Genomic DNA, 18927 nt, shown 5'->3' on the forward strand with positions numbered 1-18927 from the left:
ACGAGTCTCTGGAACGCCGAAGACAAGACCTGGGACGAGATCTTCCATTCCGAGGAAATCCGGGGACCGCGGTTCGCGATGCGGTTTGTGTTCTCCGGTTTTCGGTTCCGTCCATACTATGACAGCGTCCACGACCGCATTGTGGCTCTGGCCCGACAGCCCCATTCCAATACGCCATCGATCGCAACGGGCGCTCGGGCTGACAACTGGGAACGGGAAAACGAAGGTGACGTCCCCGACGACGCCAATGACTTGTTTGTCGCCGCGGATGGAACCGTTGTCCTGCCGGGAAGCAGAGCGATTTACGAATTCATCGGACAAACGGACACGGAAAAAAAGACAAAGGAATTTCTCAACAACCTCACTGCGGGAGCTTTGGGATCCACCAGCAAACTGGCCTTTCGCGAACTGCAACCGGCGGATTTTCCGGTGATGTCCGGGGAGTATTCTGTGGCAATGGACGCCGCTGATGCATCGCTGATCTATTATCACTCCGGGATGGTCCGCCGCTTCGACAGAGGCGAAGACGGAAACTACGCCGACGGCCCCTCGCGAGATCTCGGCACCTCGGACTCCGCGGTGCTGGCGACGTCGAATGGCATTGTGACCATCGCCACCAAAAGCGGAGCGATCCATGTGCTGAATGCCTCGGACCTGGAAACCGTGCTTGAAGATCACCTTCCGGAAGACGCCCTTCCAAAAGCTGTGGAAGCTTCGCCGGATGGTTCGGCTCACGCGATACTGACCCACAACAACAGGCTCTGGATCGCTGACACGCACGACCAGCCGTCCGCCAGGTCGATCTCCTGGAGACCGCCGGAAGACGGTGAAACGACGGCTGTCGCCTTTGACAACAACGGCCATCTGCTGGTCACCAACGGACGGCTTGCGGTTCGGTCGTACGACATTTCCAGCGGCGAACGAGTTGTCGAGTATTCCGCGAAAGAGCACTGGATGTTCACGGTGTATGATTATGTCGTCGTACCGCTGCATTCAGTCCTGCCAAAGCCGTCAGAGCTCGACAACTTCATTCGTTATCTGATGACGGGAAAGACGTCAGTGGCCGTCAACCAGGGTCAGCCGCAACCAGGCTCCGCCCGCCGCGAATTGCTGGAAGAACGCGTAACGTTTGATGTCTGGAAACCGCTGCTGAGCAACATCGCCTTCCTTGCCGTTGTCCTTGGGATCGGCTGCCTGTACGTTTCCCGCAGCGATTTCTGATGGCGAAGACGTAACCGCCGGATTGAAACACAGAGGCACCTAGAACACGAAGAAGAACATCGGCCACCAACACCGTGTTCTCTGTGCCTTCGTGATTCAGAATTCCATGAAGCCAGAACACATGCCCGGTCCTCCACGCAAAATCACAGTCCCTCGGTTCATGGCTGCCGCTGCGGATGGGCAGAAGCTGTCGATGGTGACGGCCTACGACTACCTGTGGGCCGGAATCATGGACGAAGCCGGCGTCGACAGCATTCTTGTCGGTGACAGCCTGTCGATGGTTGTGCAGGGACACTCGACCACGCTGCCCGTGACGCTCGACGAAATGATTTACCACGGCAGGATCGTCTGCCGAGCCGTTCAGCGAGCCCTGGTGGTCGTCGACATGCCGTTTCTGTCGTATCAGGTGTCGCCCCAGGAAGCCGTTCGCAATGCCGGTCGAATCATCAAGGAAACCGGAGCCGATGCGGTCAAACTGGAAGGCGGCCGCATTCAGTCGGAAACAATTCAGGCGATCGGGCGAGCCGAAGTGCCCGTGATGGCTCACGTGGGCATGAGACCTCAGGCGGTCCGTCAATTCGGCGGCATGGGAAAGATCCAGCGCGATGAACAGCAGTTGCTCGACGATGCCCGAGCGGCGGAAGACGCCGGGGCATTTGGTATCGTGCTGGAACTCGTCCCCGCCGACATTGCCCGCAGAATTACGGAAGCGGTGTCAATTCCGACGATCGGCATCGGAGCCGGACCGCACTGCAGCGGCCAGGTGCTGGTCGGTCCCGACATGCTGGGACTGACAGCCGACTTCAAACCAAAGTTCCTGAAACATTTCGCGGACCTGCGCACTCAGGCGCTAACCGCCGTGCGAAAGTACGTCGCCGAAGTCGAAGCAGGAACGTTCCCCGGCCAGGAACATTCCCACTGACGGCACACGCGCCCCGTCATTCCCGCACGGGCGGGAACCCAGAGTTCAAAGCTGCGTTCCCGCCTGCGAGGGAATGACGAAAAGCGACACGGGACTGACCGGTTCGCAAGGTTCATTGCCTCGCGCGAGCCAGCGCCTGTTCGTATTCCCCGGACGTGTTCATGTTCCAAAGACACAACAGTTCCGGATCGAAGTCTCGTATTGAGTCAGCCTCTACCGATCGAGTCCTGACGTTTCCGGCGATTGCGGAAGCTCGCCTTTCGCCGTCCTGAAACAACCTGCGAGCCGTCAGTTCCACCGAACGGCGATAAACCGCACTCAGCGGCAGAACGCGTCCGCCATCGCGAACAACGACAGCGTCGAAATCCGCCAGTTCGCGGTGCAGAAACTGAACGACGCCGGGATTGACAAACGGATTGTCGCAACCGCAGACCCACGCCGAGTCGATATTGACTTCGTCACGAAGAGCCGCCATTCCCGTGATGATGCCGCCCAGCGGTCCTTCACCCGGAAATTCATCGCGAACCACCGCGACATCTCCCGGCAACGCAGGCATTTCCTGGCCGGATGCGGCCACGACAACGATCGTCGACGCCACTGGTCGCAGCAGTCGGCAGATTCGCTGCAGCAGAACTTCGTTTCCGAACGGCAGCAGGTGCTTTTCGCGGCCCATCCGCCGGGATTCCCCGCCGGTCAGCACGACCGCCGCCGGTCCGTTCGGCTGCTTGCATTCCTCGTCTTTGACCGCCACCATCCGCACCCGCCTGCATTCACAGGGCCGCTGAATTCCCGGCATTCACGATCGTTTCCGCCGGCGCTGCAGTTTTGGCCGCAACATTTCCAACAGCTCCGGTTCCATGAGCATTCTGAACACACTCCGCTCACGATTTCAAACGGCACTGGCACCGCTGGTTGATGATGTCGTTCCTTTGCTGGACATGATTCGACCGTCTACCGACCCGAAGTTCGGTGATTTCCAGGCGAACTGTGCAATGCCGCTCAGGGCTGTACTGAACAAGCCGCCTCGCGACATTGCAGCGGACATCGTTGCTTCACTGAACGTGGATGACCTCTGCGAACCGCCCGAAATCGCCGGTCCCGGCTTCATCAATCTGCGACTAAAGGATGAATGGATTCAGCAGCAGATCAACTCCATCACGCAGGACGAACGGCTGGGAGTTCAGCCGGCTGCGAATCCGAAGCACGTCGTCGTCGACTTCTCCTCGCCCAACGTTGCCAAGCCGATGCATGTCGGCCACCTGCGCAGTACCGTCATCGGAGACGCCCTCTGCCGCACGCTGAGATTCGCTGGTCATCGCGTGACCAGCGACAACCACATCGGCGACTGGGGTACGCAGTTTGGAATGATCATCTTCGGGTATCGCAACTTCGTTGACGAATCGGCGTACCGGAAGGACGCGGTCGCCGAACTGGCTCGGCTTTACAAACTCGTGAATCAGTTGAGCGACTACCACGACGCCGGTGCGAAACTTCCGCAGCTTTCGACGGAACTCACGACGAAGCGTTCCGAACTGCAGCGTCAGGAAGCGGCAATCGACCCGTCGGACAGGAAAGCGAAGAAAAACCTGAAGGCCCTGCAGAAGCAGATCACGGAACTCGAAGATTCAATCAGCAGTGCCACCGCAAAGATTGCTGCCGTCGATGCCGATCCCGCGCTGAAGGCGTCCGCGGATGCTCACCCGGACATCGCCCGCCAGGCTCGCGTGGAAACGTCGAAGCTGCATGCCGGAGACCCCGACAATCAGAACCTGTGGGATCAGTTTCTTCCCGCCTGCCTGAAGGCTCTGGACCACATCTACGACCGGCTGCACATCTCCTTCGATCTGGCGCTGGGTGAAAGCTTCTACAACCCGATGCTGGCGGATGTTGTCGAAAGCCTGAAACAGAAGAACCTTGCGAAGGAAAGCGCCGGAGCCACCTGTGTCTTCATCGAAGGCAACGACGCACCGTTTATCGTGCAGAAATCGGATCTGGCGTACACGTATGCCACAAGCGATCTGGCCACGATCCGATATCGCGTGGACCAGCTTGCCGCCGATGAACTGGTGTACGTCGTCGACAAGCGCCAGTCCGAACATTTTCAGCTTCTGTTTCAAACGGCCGCGCTTTGGGGTTACACGGGGCTGCCCTGCCGCCATGTCAGCTTCGGCACCGTCATGGGCGAAAACGGGAAGCCGCTGAAAACGCGTTCCGGAGAAAATATCAGTCTGGAGAACCTGATTGACGAAGCGATCGCGCGCGCCCGACGGATCGTCAACGAAAACGACGACAACCGTGACGAGCCGCTGCTGTCTGAAGATCAGCGTGCGCGGGTGGCGGAAATCGTGGGTGTCGGAGGAATCAAGTACGCCGACCTGCGACACAACCGGGACAGCGACTACATCTTCGACTGGGACAAGATGCTGGCCACCAGCGGCGACACCGCCACCTACATGCAGTACGCGTACGCTCGCATCTGCGGCATCTTCCGCAAGCTGAATGTCGATCGCGAAACACTGCGGACTTCCGGCGAAAAGATCCTGCTGACCGCTCCCGAAGAACGAAGCCTGATCCTGCAACTGCTGCGATTTGACGAAGCAATTTCCGCGGTGCTGTCCGACTACCGCCCCAACCAGCTCACTGCCTGGCTGTTTGAAACCGCCGACCGCTTCAGTGCGTTTTACAACACGTGTTCCGTGCAGGCTGCGGAATCCGGTGCGATTCGTACGAGCCGACTGCTGCTGTGTGATCTGATGGCCCGCGCATTGAAAACCGGCCTGTCTCTGCTGGGAATTGAAACTGCTGAAGTAATGTAGCCAGGCATTCAGCGAGAGCTCAAACTGCACGACGTCAGTCCGAAATTGTGCTGCGTGCCATGTGCGACGAAAGCGGACTCACGTCGCGCTGCTCGCCAGGGGCAGATACGGATCGCGCGGGACATCTTCCGACTACTCACGCAGTTTCCAGGCGGTTAGCCACACTTCCGACTGGCGCTCGAAGCCAAATTGTTCCACCAGCCGTTTTTCCATGTCGGCAAAGTGGCCGGCTCCGTAGAAGATGCCGATCTTCTTCGCCTTGCCACGAAGTTCCTTTCGCAGCACCTGCAGAGCCTTCTTGTTGCGTTCTGTGATAATCGTGGACATGCCATCCGCTCCTGCGAACGCGTCGCCTTCACTGGCCTTCGCAAGCTGCACGGCTGCAATGCGCCGCACGCGGTAGATACGATCCGATGTCAGCAGCGAAAACATCAGGTCCAGTTGAGAAGCGATTGGGTTTTCCTTTTGCTGAGCGATCGCAGCCTTGCCCATTTCGCGCAGCAGCATTTCGGAAAACGATTCGCCCCGGGCCGCCATGGCCGATTCAAATTCCTCCTGAGTCATGTCCGCATGAACGAAGTTGCTGGCGGCGTAGTTGACTCCCGCCAGTTGAAACTCCAGCCCCAGAGCATCCTTCATGCCAAGCTGCAGCACGGAGATTGCATGCATCCCGATCTTGGCTTCATTCCATTCCTCTTCGACAGACGGGCCGTCCTGTTCGTCTGAGGGTCGTTCCCGGTGCGCTCCGCCGCCGCCCGGACGTAACCCGCGTTCCACTGCGGCCTCCGGCATCACAGCTTCGTACAGCAATACGTCGTAATCTGCGAACAGCTTGTTCAACTGGTCGTAGTACTGCGGCTCACCCAGATGGATGGCACCCACCAGGTCGACGGTCTTTTCGGGAAACTGCTTTGAGTTACCGAGTCGCACAACAGACGTCTCAAGTGCTGCCGCCAGATTGCGTTCGTTCCTGCGGATCCGGACATACTCCGGACCTGCTTGCTCGTCAGACACCTCATCTGCCGCGGCATCGGCAGCGGCTCCCTGATCCAGCGCCGCCGGAGTCAGTGTTTCCGGCTCCTGAAAGGCAAATGCAAACACTGACAGGCAGCAGGCGGCCGGCATCCAGGACAGGAACTCGCGCGACAGGGCGACCAACTTCATGACAAACCTCTCTGACGATCAGGCAGATAATTTACGGGGCACCATTGTTGCCGCATCCGCGACGCAGGTCCAGAAGACTATGGAACGGGCCGGCCGCCGGTCGTCAGCTCAGGGGGAATCCGGCACCGGCAGCCCGAAATAGTTGTGTATGAACGCCTTTCGGTCGCCTTCCGTCTGGACATACTGCACCAGAGCATAAAGCTTCTTCTGGTCTCGCAGCAGCTTCGCTTCCAGCCGCTCGTCATCCTGAAGCAGTTCGGGCAGCGAACCGGAAACTTCGACGGTATCCAGGTTGATTTCATCTTCGATCACGCCGTATCGCTGCAGCATCGACAACACCGTTTCAACGCGTCGATCGTGCCTCTGCCGGTCGCACAGACGCTCGCGCAGCCAGTCAATTCCGAAGGCCCGGATCTGTTCCGCGTCGTTGACCAGGTGACTGTACGTCCGCTGATAGAAATCGGTATCGGGATTGCTCCAGCGAATGAATTCCATCTGAGTATTCAGGTCTCGCTGGTCATACAGCAGAACACATTCGGCCGGTTCTCCGTCGCGTCCGGCGCGGCCGATTTCCTGATAGTACGATTCCATGGATCCCGGCACGTCTGCGTGGACGACGAAACGAATGTCTTCCTTGTCGACACCCATGCCGAACGCGTTCGTAGCCAGAACCAGACGGGTTCGGCCGTCCATGAAATTCTCCTGAATGGCTCGGCGATCCCGACGTTCCAGCCCGCCGTGATAACACACGTGCTCCACGCCCGCTTTTCGCAGAAGGTCACTGAACTCTTCCAGAGTTCGAATCAGAGTGAAGTACACGATACCGCTGCCGGTGGAATCCGGAGTCAGCCAGCGACGAAAAACGTCCTGCATGCTTTCCAGCTTCTCGTCCGTGTCCCAGACATCGACCACGCGCAGTTCAAGATTCGGACGGGCAATTCCTTCGTGAAACAGCGACATGTCGGCAGGTTCAAGACCGAGCTGCCGGACGATGTCCGCCTGAACCTCGGGAGTCGCGGTTGCCGTCAGAGCAATCGTGGTCGGTCCTCCCATCAGCTCGCGCAGTTCGCTCAGCCGCGTGTAGTCGGGACGAAAATCGTGTCCCCATTCGCTGATGCAGTGAGCTTCATCGACAGCCAGCAGCCGCACGTCGCGCCGTGCAATCACATCCAGAAATTCCTGCTTGCGAAATCGTTCCGGCGTCACATACAGCAGATCAAAGCGTCCCTCCGCGACTGCTGCGTACCGCTGCTCGCGTTCTGTCTTGCGCAGCGACGAATTGATGAACGCAGCGCGAATTCCCTTGTCCTGCAGCGCATCCACCTGGTCCTTCATCAGTGCGATCAGCGGCGAAAGTACCAGCGTCACCGGCGGCTTTGATCCAACCCTGCTCTGCCCCATCACAATCGCGGGAATTTGATAGCACAGCGATTTTCCCATCCCGGTCGGCATGATGACCAGCGCATGCCGACCGCTCAACACGTGTTCGATAATCTGCCGCTGCGGTCCGCGAAAGTGCTGATGACCGAAGTTTGTGCTCAAAATCTGCTCGGGTGTCGTCATTCGACAATCTTAGCAGGACGAGTCGATCCCGGCAGACCCATTCGAACGACCGGCGGCACGGTGTCAAGTTTCATGCCTGGCATCAAACGCCACCGCGCAGCCGCACCGCGCAGGCTTTGTAGGCGGGTTGTTTTGAGTAGGGGTCGAAGACGGCGTCGGTCAGGCGGTTGGTGGTTTCGTAGTGCATGGGAATGAACACCTGGCCGGGCTGGACGTTGTGTGTCAGCAAGGCTGTCGCCGTCATGCGGCCTCGCTGGGACTCGACGATGATGGTTTCGTTGTGGCTGATCCTGAGGTCTCGGGCGTCCATGGGATTGACTTCAACGAAGGGATGTTCCGGATACAGTTTCTTCAGCACGGCCGACTTGGACGTCCGCGTCTGTGTGTGCCACTGACTCGCGGAGCCTCGGCCGGTCAGCAGCAGGAACGGAAACGCGGCGGACGGGTTTTCTCGCAGCGGCCTGGGTTCTTCAAAAATGAAACGAGCTCGACCGTCGGCGTGAAAGAAACGGCCATCGGCAAACAGACGACGTTCGCGCAGGCCTTCGTCCGACGAGCATTCGGGACGGGCTTGTTCCGACAGCGGCCACTGCATTCCGCCGGATTCGGCAAGGTCGCGATAGCCTTCGATTCCGGTGATGTCACATGGCATGTTTCGGCTGAGTTCCTTCAGCAGCTCAAACACGGCGGACGGTGATGTCCAGCGAGCAAACATGTCACCGCAGCCCCACGCGTCTGCCACCAGGCGAAAGATGTTGAAGTCAGACAGAGCCTGCCCGGGAGCTCGACGAACCTTTCGAGTCACACCGATGCGACGCTCGGAATTGATGAACGTTCCGTCTTTTTCGCCCCAACCGGCGGCAGGCAGAACGAGATCGGCCATGCGAGCGGTTTCGGTGGAATGGTACATGTCCTGCACGACCAGAAAGTCGAGCCGTTCCAGAATGTCACGAGCGGAATTCTGATTGATCCACGAATGAGCCGGATTGGTACACAGAATCCACAGGCCCCGGATTTTTCCTCGCAGAACGCCTTCCAGAATTTCGTGGTAGGCCCACGAGTTCTCTCGCGGGATCGTGTTTTCATCAATCTGCAGAATGTCGGCCACCTGTCCTCGATGATCGGCGTTGTCGAAATCCCGCCCGCCGAGCAGTCCTGTCGTATTGCTGAACAACCGCGAGCCCATCGCGTTGCATTGTCCGGTGATGGAATTGGCTCCGGTGCCCGGACGACCGATATTCCCGGTCATCAGTGCCAGATTGATGATGGCTTGCGCTGTGCGGACGCCCTGATGACTCTGGTTGACGCCCATGGTCCACCAGAACGAAACTCGCTGACCGCGCTGAATCGTGTCGACGCAGCGATCGAACTGCTCCGCCGAGAGGCCGGTTTCCTGAACGACTCGTTCCCGAGTAAACGGTTGAACGAATTCAGCGAACTCATCGAAGCTGTTCGTGCTGGTTCGGATAAAATCATGAGCCAACGCGTTGCGACTGATCAGTTCGCGAGCAATCCCATACAGCAGCGACTGATCGCTTTTCGGTTTCAGCGGCAGATGCTGAGTGGCGTTCATGGCGGTTTCAGTCATGCGGGGATCGATCACGATGATCTCCGGCGAATGCGGATTCCGCATGACTCGTTCCCACATGATCGGATGAGCCAGGCACAGATTGCTGCCCACCAGCACGATCACATCCGATTCTTCAAAGTCGGCATAGGTGTACGGCGGCGCGTCGAATCCGAACGCCTGCTTGTACGCAACCACGGCCGACGCCATGCACTGTCGAGTGTTTCCGTCTCCGTGCAGCATGCCCATGCCGAACTTGGCCAATGCTCCCAGAAAGGCCATTTCCTCCGTGACCAGCTGCCCGGTGCTGATGAACGCAACCGAATCGTTCCCGTGAGTCTGCTGAATGGCTTTGAAACGCCCGACGAATTCGTTCATCGCTCGCGGCCAGTCCACCGGCTGCAGCGATCCGCTTCGCGACGAACGCAGCAGCGGCGTGGTGGCTCGATCCGGCGAATCCAGCACTGTCAGCGCTTCCCAGCCTTTGGGACACGCCATTCCCAAATTCACGGGATAATCGGTTTCGGGCGACAGACCAATGGCTTCCCCGTCGCGCAGGTGAATGTTCAGGCCGCAACCCGTCGCGCAGTAGCCGCAGACGGATCGCGTTGTTGCCTCCGGAAGCAGCGTTGTCGGAAGTTGTCCGAGTCCGAACTGGCCGGGTTCGCGCAGGAGTTCCCGAGTCAGTGGGCCGGAATGAGCACGCAGCAGTTCTTTCAGCATCATCGTCGCGGACCTCCAGGCATACGCGGTGCGGAGACGGCGGCGAAGAACTGATAACGTTCCGTCAACTCTCCGGCCAGACACGCCAGAAACAGAATTCCCACAGTCATCAAAGACGGCAGACTGTCGATCGTTGTTTGTTTTTCGGTCAGCAGAAACAATGGCATCATGAAGCCGCCCAACAGGCCCGTGGCGGTTCGGACGATCAGCGTTCCCGACAATGGCCCGGTCAGCAGTCGAGCCGACCGCTTCAAAGGCGAGTTTCGATGTTTCATCAGATGAGTCAGCAGGGACGCTTCAAACAGCAGCTTCACAGCGGTGCCCAGCAACAGGGTCTTCGCCAGCAGTTCGCCAGCCTGTGAATACAACAATGCTGCGTTCTGATCGCGTCCGGCGATGGCAAACAGAAAGATCACCAGAAACGTGGTGGCGACACCCAGATTCAGTGCCGTCAAAGCGAACTTTGTGGCGGTCTGACTGAAACTCCAGAATTCGCGTTTGGTGAAGACATAAATCATGGCCGAGCAGAACAGCCCCAGTGTTCCCGTCGCGACGACGGCCTGTCCGGCGATTCGCAGCAGGGCAACCGGCAACAGATTCCACCAGACCAGTGCCGCATACGCCGATGCCGTCGCAGCAAACAGTCCGAAAGCGACGATCTCGCGACTGAGCCACGAATGTCGAAGGCCAATGATGGCTCGAAAAGCATACTGCGGCCGCCCCAGATGCAGAGTACTTGCGCCGAGCGCCAGTAGCCCCAACGTCAGAGCCACCGCGGACTGCAGTGGCCGAAAGACGGTGAGTGCGGCTTCGTCCAGCCACGATTCCAGCGCCAGTCCCACCGCAAAGGTCCCGACCGATAACTGCGTGAGCACCAGCATCAGAATCAGTGGCCAGTGCGGATGCTGAGGATTCACCGAGTAATAATCGGCGGGCAGCATGTTGCGGGGAAAGACTCGCTTTGTGCGAAACGTGGTTGTCGGAAAGGTGAGGTGCGGTTCCGGGGCCGCGGGAAGAAACGAATCGGCTTCCGCATTCTCTCGAACTTCGGCGACGTCGATGACTCGGATGGCAATCGCTTCGTGCGGACAGGAGTGCACACACGCCGGAGCTTCTCCAACCGCCAAGCGGTCGGCACACATATCACACTTGCGAACGATGCCTTTGCCGCTGTGATATTTGGGAACATCGTACGGACAGGCCAGAGTGCAGTACTGACAGCCGAAACACTGATCGTCCAGATGTTTCACGATTCCGGTGACGGGATCCTTTTCATACGCATCCACCGGACAGGCTTCCATGCATCCCGGTTCCAGGCAGTGATGACAGGCCGTCGTCACGTGCTGCATCACGGGCTGAGTCCGCGTGCCGCCGATCAGCAGACCGACGTCGCGCCAGGTTTCTTTTTCGTCGAGACCATTCAGCGAATGGCAGGCCACAACGCACGCCTTGCATCCGGAACAGCGATCCAGATCGACGTCAAAGGCATACTGCTGCCCGACGCTCGGCGGAGCCGACGGCAAAAGTCGTCGATAGTAGCGAGCCTGCGCCGGAAAGGAATCGGCGGAAGCCATCCGATCATGATGCTGAGAAAACTCTTCCACCGCGGTCAACTGTTGTTGATCCTGCAGCAACATTTCCAGCAACGACGGCGCAGCGGAAGCACGCGGTGCCTGAATCACAGGCAGCAGCGTCCCTGGTTCTTCGCGCTGTAGCGGCTCAGTCTGCATTGGTGAAATTGTTTTGCATCGGCGCGCGATTCAACCGTGTGGGCCAGGTTCCTGCCTGACAATGTGTTCAGAGTTGTCAGGTGGGAGCCTGATGTAGGATCACCTTGGAAACTAATGTCGCCTTCGCTCCGCGAAAGGTCGCGGGAATCGCTGCTTTCGCGGAGCGAAAGGCGACCTTCACTGATCGATCTGCCCTAATACATTGACCGACATCCTTCGCCTCGTGGCCTCGTCCACTACGATTTTGCGTACACATTTTCCGGCCGATCGATGAAGGACGAACTTGCAGGCTCGGCTTGCGGTGGCGGCGAAGTTTCCGCCACAGAACCTGCTGGTTCGGTGTCCGATTCCAACCGAGCAAAGTACCTTCGCAGACCAGCACAGCCGGGACAGAAGACGGGCGGATCTTCGCCCTGATGCTGATGATTGCAGCCTTCGCAGACCCATGTGGGGACGGTGTAATCCGTGTCGCCGACCTTCTGAGCTTCTTCAGCCTGAATGCGTTCTCGCCAGTAACTGCTGAACGTCTGGCCGGGCTTGTGTTTCAGGTAGTATTCATTCGTGACCTCTTCGACAAGATTCGGAAGCTGGTCAACGTCAACTCCCAGTCGATAGGGCAGCCCCATGTGAACCTGCCCGGAGATGCCGCCTCCCAGACACACGTCGAAGCCTTCGCGAGTTCCGATCAATCGGCGAACCCGAACACCCTTCAGACCGATGTCGGCGGTGAAATGCTGAGCACAACTGGATGGACAACCGCTCATGTGAATGCGAATTCCATGCAGCTTGAGAGCCTTCTTTCGCAGCTTGTTGATCAGTTGCAGCATGTGCCCTTTAGTTTCCGTGACGGCAATGTTGCAGAACTGACTGCCCGTGCAGGCCATGGTGTTCAGTTCATATTCGTCCGCATGAACGCTCAGTCCCAGTGCGGCTGCGTCGGTCGCCGCGGCGGATTTGAAACCCGTGGGAATGTTAATGACGGCAATGCCCTGTTCCTGAGTCGTCCGCAGTTCGCCACTGCCCCATTTGCGGCTGAGAATCGCCAGCCCTTCCAGTTGCCTCCACGTCATTCGACCCAGCGGCACAGATAGCCCCATCGTCCACAGCTTCGTTTCCTTCTGGCGATACCAGCCGACGAATTCTTCCGGTGTCGATGACGGAATCGGTTCCGCAATTGATGGTTCCAGTCGAAAGAGAAGTTTTTCCTCCAGCCACTGCAACACACCGCTGATGCCGATTTCTTCGACCAGAAACCGCAACCGCGCGTTGTTGCGTCTTTCCCTGGCCCCCTTTGCTCGAAACAGTTCGATGATTGCCGTCGTCAGCGGAACGACCAGATCCGGGTAGACAAACACCGGAAGGTGCCACGCCAGCCGAGGATTCTGTCCCTGAGTGCCCGCCAGCAGGACCTGGAATCCGACGTCGCCGTCGGAATTGTGAGCTGCCAGAAAGCTGAGATCCTGCGTCCAGTAGTGAGCCGGATGGTCTTCGGTTCCGTTGAAGCAGATGTTCAGTTTCCGCGGCAGATCCGAAAAGTCACGATTGTCCAGATAGATGGCGTCGACATCGCGACACAACTGCCGCGTGTCGATCAGGTCGTGTGACATCAGTCCGCTGAATGGGTGTCCGAACACGTTCCGAATGTTGTCATGGCCGGTCTGTTTGGAAGTCAGCCCAACCTTCTCCAAACGGGTCGTCACCTTTGGTAGATGACTGATTTCCAGTCCCTGAATCTGGACATTGGCTCGTGTGGTAATGTCAACGATCCCGTGGCCATATTCGTAAGCCATCAACGCGATTTCTTTGGCCTGATCCGCCGTCATTTCATTCGCGGTGATGCGAATGCGGTTCATGTAACGGCCGGGAGCATCACGTTTCCGGTAAAAGAATCCGTGCCACTTCATCCGCTCCAGATCCGGTGCGGGAATCTGATCCATGGGCGTCGACGCCGCTGCGTACTGCTGAACGTCGGGCCAGACGTCAAACGGATGCTTTTCAGCCTTCCACACTTCAATCGGATTTGCCATCACCGCTTACCCGTCACTCGGTTTCATTCTTGAAACGACACGTCTCGCTGATCGCCACCGACCTTGCAAACTGTCGTTTCATTCGTTTGACCCGTGGCCGTGAGGCCAAGCTGCTCCCCAAAACCTGGCCGCGCGGTTTTTAATTTGCGCGATTTCAGGCCCGGAGGGCCGATACATCCAATGCCGGTGGCGTGAGCCACCGGTTTGCGAGCGTCAACAACCCGAGGCCTGAAGGGCCGAAACACGGGAAAATGTGTCGACCCTCCGGCCCTGAATTGCTGTCTTTTCTCTGGTCCGGTGGCTCACGCCACCGGCTGACGATTTGCCGGGCTTCCAGCCCTGACGAAATGCGCAACTTCAAACCCGCGAGGCCACGGGTTAACCGAGAAGAGGTGCTTTTTTGATTAATTCAACAGCTCGCTTGCGTCGGTGGAATCTCGACTGCTCACCTAAAAAGGGGGCGTTCTAGCCTGTGTTTGCTTCACTAAGCGGCGGCAGCCTGAAGGCTGTACTCCAACACATCGCTCGTTTAGGTTCCGACCGGAACTGCACCTGCGATCGGTTCGGCAACCGGCTGTGGAGCGAATTCACGTTCTGTGCTTTCGCTGAACTTCACGAGGAAGCTCAGGAAGGAACACCCGGTCACGACGGCACCGAGGATGAACAGCGCGGTGGGCCATGTGATTGCGGAAGACTTAAACAGAAAGCCCGCCGCGACGGCACCCGCGTTTCCACCGGCACCGACGATTCCTGCAACTGATCCCAGAGCTCGACGATTGATGAACGGCACGACCGAGAAGGTCGCTCCTTCTGACATCTGCACAAACAGACTGAACAGCAGCAGCATCGGAATGGCCAGCGTCAGTGTGTGCATTCTGGCGAACAGCATCAGAGCCAGACCCTCGCAGAATAATGCAATGAACAGCCATCGGACTCGGCCCGAAAGCCCCCACTTTTCACCGAACTTGTCACCAAACACACCACCCAGCGTTCGAGCAAAAATATTCATCAGGCCGAACAGGCTGGCAATCAGTCCTGCGGTGCCGACAGCCTTCAGCGGGTCCATGTTCTGGAAGTATTCGAAGTAGTCGACGAAGTAGAGTGCTGCGACGTTGTTGATCGTCAGTTCGATCCCGAAACAGGCTCCGTAAATGACGAACAACGCCCAGACTCGGCTGTCGCGACAGGCTTCCAGAAACGTGCCTTTGACCGTCTTCGATTCCGGCATCTGCCCGCTCGCTCGGAGATCTGCGAAGTTGCCTTCCGGAGTGTCCTGGTCAAAAAGTAATAGGCAACTTCCGGTCAGAGCACACACAGCACCGGCAACGACCATCGCCGCACGCCAGCCGGATTGTTCAGTGAAACCCAGTGTCGTGACGAACAGACCAAACAGCAGCGGCATCACCAGCTGAGTCACTCCGCCACCGAGGTTGCCCCAGCCGGCTGTCGTGGCATTCGCGGTTCCCACACAATTCGGGGCAAACATGACCGAAGTGTGATACTGAGTGATCACGAACGAAGCTCCGATCACTCCGATCAGAACTCGAAAGATCAGAAACGTCTGAAAGTCATGAGCAAAGCCGATCACCATCACCGGCAGCGACCCCAGAATCAGCAGCCACGTATAGGCAATTCGCGGTCCGACTCGATCACACAACCACCCGATGAACAGCCGAGCCAGGACTGTGATGGCCACTGACCCAATAATGCACCAGCCAATCTGATCCTTCGAAAGATCCATTTCTTCGCGAACGACTTTCATCAATGGTGCAATGCCGAACCACGCGAAGAAGCACAGAAAAAAGGCGAACCACGACATATGGAACGCCCGCATCTGCGGCGACGAGAAATTGAACAGCTGAATCCGTTTGGCCTTTTGTGAATTGAGCATTGAGAGGTCCGACAATCGTGAATCAAAGCAAACTGAATGGTCCTCGCCTGCCAATCTGCCAGACGGCGCCGTACGCAACGAACATGCCATTTGTTAATAAGATTCACAGTCAGCCAGCAACATGCGTGAATTGCAGGCACTCGCCGAAATGTCTGCTGTTGACGTAAAGAAGTGGCCGAACGCAGCGTCGCTGCCAACCGATTGATATGTCGGCATCACTGCCCAAAAGTCAGGCGACCGCCAAAGGCAAGGCGCCCCGGTGAGCGCTGGCTCATACGGCATTCTCAAGCGGCGACGGCTCTGGTCAGTGCCAGGTCGTCTGGAAAACCCGTCGTGACGTGGTCGACGCGTGTGATCCTCCATCGCCGGGCAATCGAAAATCGGCGTTGGAAGTGAAGGTGACTGACTTCCGATTCGATCACGGAAGTCTCCGAAACTCTCGTGGTGCAGAGATCACGGCTTCGACGTTAAATCGCCAGCGGGCCACGAAAGGAACTCAGACCGGTTCGGCAATCGCACGAGGCCCGGCGAACCCTGCGGATCGGTGCTTGTGTCGTGGTTTCAGGAACGGGATGAATCGCCGCCTGCCGACAGTGGCGTTGACCCTCAGCAGCCCGTCCTGTCCAATTCGCGCTGAAATTGCAGCCTTCGCGCAGAAAAATTCCTTATGACACAGCGACGCATTCTGGTCACATCCGCCCTGCCCTACGCCAACGGGCACATCCACATCGGTCATCTGGTTGAGTACATCCAGACGGACATCTGGGTGCGTTTCCAGAAGCTCCGCGGCCATCGCTGCGTGTATGTTTGTGCCGACGACACGCACGGCACAGCGATCATGATCCGTGCCCGCAAGGAAGGTCGCCGCGAGGAAGACGTTATTGCCGACATGCAGGAAGCCCACCTGCGCGACTTTAATTCGTTCGGTATCGAATTCGACAACTATGGCAGCACCGACAGCGAGGAAAACCGCGAATGCTGCCATCGGCTGTGGTCCGCCATTCGTCAGGCCGGACTTGTCAGCGAAAAGGAAGTGCAGCAGTTGTACGACCCCGAAGCCGGCACGTTTCTGGCCGATCGCTTCGTGCGAGGCACCTGCCCGAAGTGCAAGTCACCGGACCAGCCGGGAGACAACTGCAGCAAGTGCGGCACGACGTACACTCCGGCGGACCTGCTTGATCCGAAGAGCACGCTGTCCGGTGCAACGCCGGAAGTACGATCTGCGCCACATCTGTTCATCGAGCTGGAACAACTGCACGAATTTCTGAACGACTGGACTCAATCCGGGCGACATCTGCAGCCCGAGGTCACCAACTATCTGAAAGGCCACTTCCTGGGTGAGCCGCTGCGGGACTGGGATATTTCGCGGCCGGCTCCGTATTTCGGCTTTGAAATTCCCGACAGTCCCGGCAACTACTGGTACGTCTGGTTTGACGCTCCGATCGGCTACATGGCGTCGACTCAGCAGTGGTGCGACCGACACGATGAAAACTTCGCAGACTGGTGGCGAAGCGATTCTGACGCCGAAGTGCATCACTTTATCGGCAAGGATATTACGTATTTCCATACGCTGTTCTGGCCGGGAATGCTGAAGACGGCAGACTGCAACCTTCCCGAGAAGGTGCACATCCACGGTTTTCTGACCGTGGCGGGTGAGAAGATGTCGAAGTCGAAGGGCACGTTCGTGATGGCTTCGACGTACCTGAAACACCTGCCGCCGGAGGTTCTGCGATACTACTACGCCAGCAAACTGGGTTCGGGGCTGGACGACATCGACCTGAATCTGGACGAATTCGTCAGCAAGGCCAACGCCGATCTGGTGGGCAAGCTGGTCAACCTGGCTTCTCGAACGGCGAAGTTTGTCGCCGAGCAGAGTCTCAGCGAAACGTACCCGGACGACGGCGGCCTCTTCGAACAGGCCGCTGCAGGAGGCGACGCGATCGCCGCAGCCTACGAAGACTGCAACTACAACGCGGCCATTCGCGAAATCATGCTGCTGGCAGACAAGGCCAACAAGTTCGTGGAAGATCATCAGCCGTGGGTGCTCCGCAAGGATCCGGCCAGGGTCGGCGAGTTGCGCGACGTCTGCACTGTCGCGCTGAATCTGTTCCGGCAACTTGTGATTTACCTTGCGCCCGTACTGCCGACTCTGGCAAAACAGACAGAAGAACTGCTCAACGCACCGATCAAACACTGGGACGAAAGTCAGACTCCGCTGCTGGGAACACCCGTCAGCGCATTCACTCATTTAATGAAACGTATTGAGGACAAGCAGGTTCAAGCCATGATTGAAGACAGCAAAGAAGACAACGCCGCCGACGCTGGTGCCGGCACGGAAACCACCGGTCCCGAGTTCCACGCGGCGGACACGTGGAAGGATTCCGGCGACGCTCTGGCGAAGGAACCGCTGGCCGGTGAATGCACGATCGACGATTTCATGAAGGTCGATCTGCGAGTCGCCCGGATCATCGAAGCCGGTCACGTCGAAGGTGCCGACAAACTGCTGCAGTTGACCCTGTCACTCGGCGGCGGAGAGACTCGCAACGTCTTCGCCGGCATCAAGTCCGCCTACGATCCGGCAACACTGATCGGACGACTGGTAGTGTGCGTGGCGAATCTGAAACCCCGCCAGATGAAGTTCGGCCTCAGTCAGGGAATGGTCTGCGCCAGCGGCAGCGGTGGAAAAGAAGTCTTCCTGCTGAGTCCGGATGACGGGGCAGTGCCGGGACAGCGCGTGCATTGAGAGGGAAAACATCCATACGGTCGATGTCCGAATGTTGTTATGGTTTTCAACCGGTCGGACGAGGCAAATGCATCGACACAAGGACCGCTTGATGACAGAAACTGCATCTCAGCTACTGGCCGTTTTTGACTCGCTTTCCCCACAGGAACAGCATGAGCTAATGACCGAGTTGTTGCGACGAAGCGGTGAGCTGTCAGGGCAGCGGCTGACGGATGAACAACTCGTCGGTATCGCGACGGAGACCTTCCTTGCATTGGACGCGGAGGAATTCGATGACGCGGCTACCCAGGCGAAGTGACGTTCGCTGGTTGATCTCGGAACGATGGCCAAGGTTCGACCATGCCTGGTGCTAAGCATTCCACCGGACCATGGCAAGCGGTGACGGACGTTTAACATGACTAGCAGACGAAACACACGACCGACGCGCGAGTCCGTCAGGTTCTGGATGTGCACTCGAGAGATACCAGGAATCACATCCCGAAGCACAGATCGATGTTCGTCGTCAGAACGACGTTTCAATTGAATCAGGATTATTGACGCCGGGTTTTCTGGCATGGACC

11 protein-coding genes are annotated in these 18927 nt (G+C 58.0%); 4 read left to right on the forward strand and 7 right to left on the reverse strand.

The window, feature by feature from the left end; translation table 11 throughout:
- The first annotated feature begins 1342 nt into the window (after nt 1-1342).
- Complete coding sequence (gene panB / locus R3C19_04525) at nt 1343-2143, forward strand: 3-methyl-2-oxobutanoate hydroxymethyltransferase (GenBank protein ID MEZ6059607.1); 801 nt, start codon at nt 1343-1345, stop codon at nt 2141-2143.
- A 112-nt stretch (nt 2144-2255) separates the two neighbouring features.
- Here the strand turns inward: panB and R3C19_04530 are convergent, their stop codons facing one another.
- Nucleotides 2256-2897 carry a molybdenum cofactor guanylyltransferase gene (locus tag R3C19_04530; protein ID MEZ6059608.1) on the reverse strand — a complete coding sequence of 214 codons (642 nt, stop codon included), beginning with the start codon at nt 2895-2897 and terminating at the stop codon, nt 2256-2258.
- Nucleotides 2898-3000: 103 nt separating this feature from the next.
- Here R3C19_04530 and argS point away from each other — a divergent pair, with 103 nt between their 5' ends.
- Nucleotides 3001-4959, forward strand: coding sequence for an arginine--tRNA ligase (gene argS, locus R3C19_04535; protein ID MEZ6059609.1), 1959 nt, complete (start codon nt 3001-3003; stop codon nt 4957-4959).
- Between the two features lie 132 nt (nt 4960-5091).
- Here argS and R3C19_04540 read toward each other — a convergent pair whose 3' ends face one another.
- The 6 genes from R3C19_04540 to R3C19_04565 form a co-directional block, all read right to left on the reverse strand.
- Entirely contained in the window at nt 5092-6123 is a 1032-nt protein-coding gene (locus tag R3C19_04540; GenBank protein MEZ6059610.1) for a hypothetical protein, read from the reverse strand.
- A gap of 108 nt (nt 6124-6231) precedes the next feature.
- Nucleotides 6232-7686: a RecQ family ATP-dependent DNA helicase gene (locus R3C19_04545; protein ID MEZ6059611.1), complete on the reverse strand. Its 1455-nt coding sequence runs from the start codon at nt 7684-7686 to the stop codon at nt 6232-6234.
- 82 nt (nt 7687-7768) lie between these two features.
- Nucleotides 7769-9979, reverse strand: coding sequence for a nitrate reductase (locus R3C19_04550; protein MEZ6059612.1), 2211 nt, complete (start codon nt 9977-9979; stop codon nt 7769-7771).
- A complete protein-coding gene (locus R3C19_04555; GenBank protein ID MEZ6059613.1) occupies nt 9976-11706 on the reverse strand; it encodes a DmsC/YnfH family molybdoenzyme membrane anchor subunit in 1731 nt (576 codons plus the stop codon). The genes R3C19_04550 and R3C19_04555 overlap by 4 nt, the downstream gene beginning before the upstream one ends.
- Before the next feature lie 236 nt (nt 11707-11942).
- Nucleotides 11943-13733, reverse strand: coding sequence for a hypothetical protein (locus tag R3C19_04560; GenBank protein MEZ6059614.1), 1791 nt, complete (start codon nt 13731-13733; stop codon nt 11943-11945).
- A gap of 529 nt (nt 13734-14262) precedes the next feature.
- Nucleotides 14263-15624, reverse strand: a complete 1362-nt coding sequence (locus tag R3C19_04565) for an MFS transporter (GenBank protein MEZ6059615.1) — start codon at nt 15622-15624, stop codon at nt 14263-14265.
- Nucleotides 15625-16291: 667 nt separating this feature from the next.
- Here R3C19_04565 and metG point away from each other — a divergent pair.
- Both metG and R3C19_04575 read left to right on the forward strand, forming a co-directional pair.
- Nucleotides 16292-18367, forward strand: a complete 2076-nt coding sequence (gene metG / locus R3C19_04570) for a methionine--tRNA ligase (protein MEZ6059616.1) — start codon at nt 16292-16294, stop codon at nt 18365-18367.
- A gap of 91 nt (nt 18368-18458) precedes the next feature.
- Entirely contained in the window at nt 18459-18665 is a 207-nt protein-coding gene (locus R3C19_04575) for a hypothetical protein (GenBank protein ID MEZ6059617.1), read from the forward strand.
- The last annotated feature ends 262 nt before the right edge of the window (nt 18666-18927 follow it).

The organism is Planctomycetaceae bacterium (assembly GCA_041398785.1).
Classification (GTDB): Bacteria; Planctomycetota; Planctomycetia; order Planctomycetales; family Planctomycetaceae; genus JAWKUA01.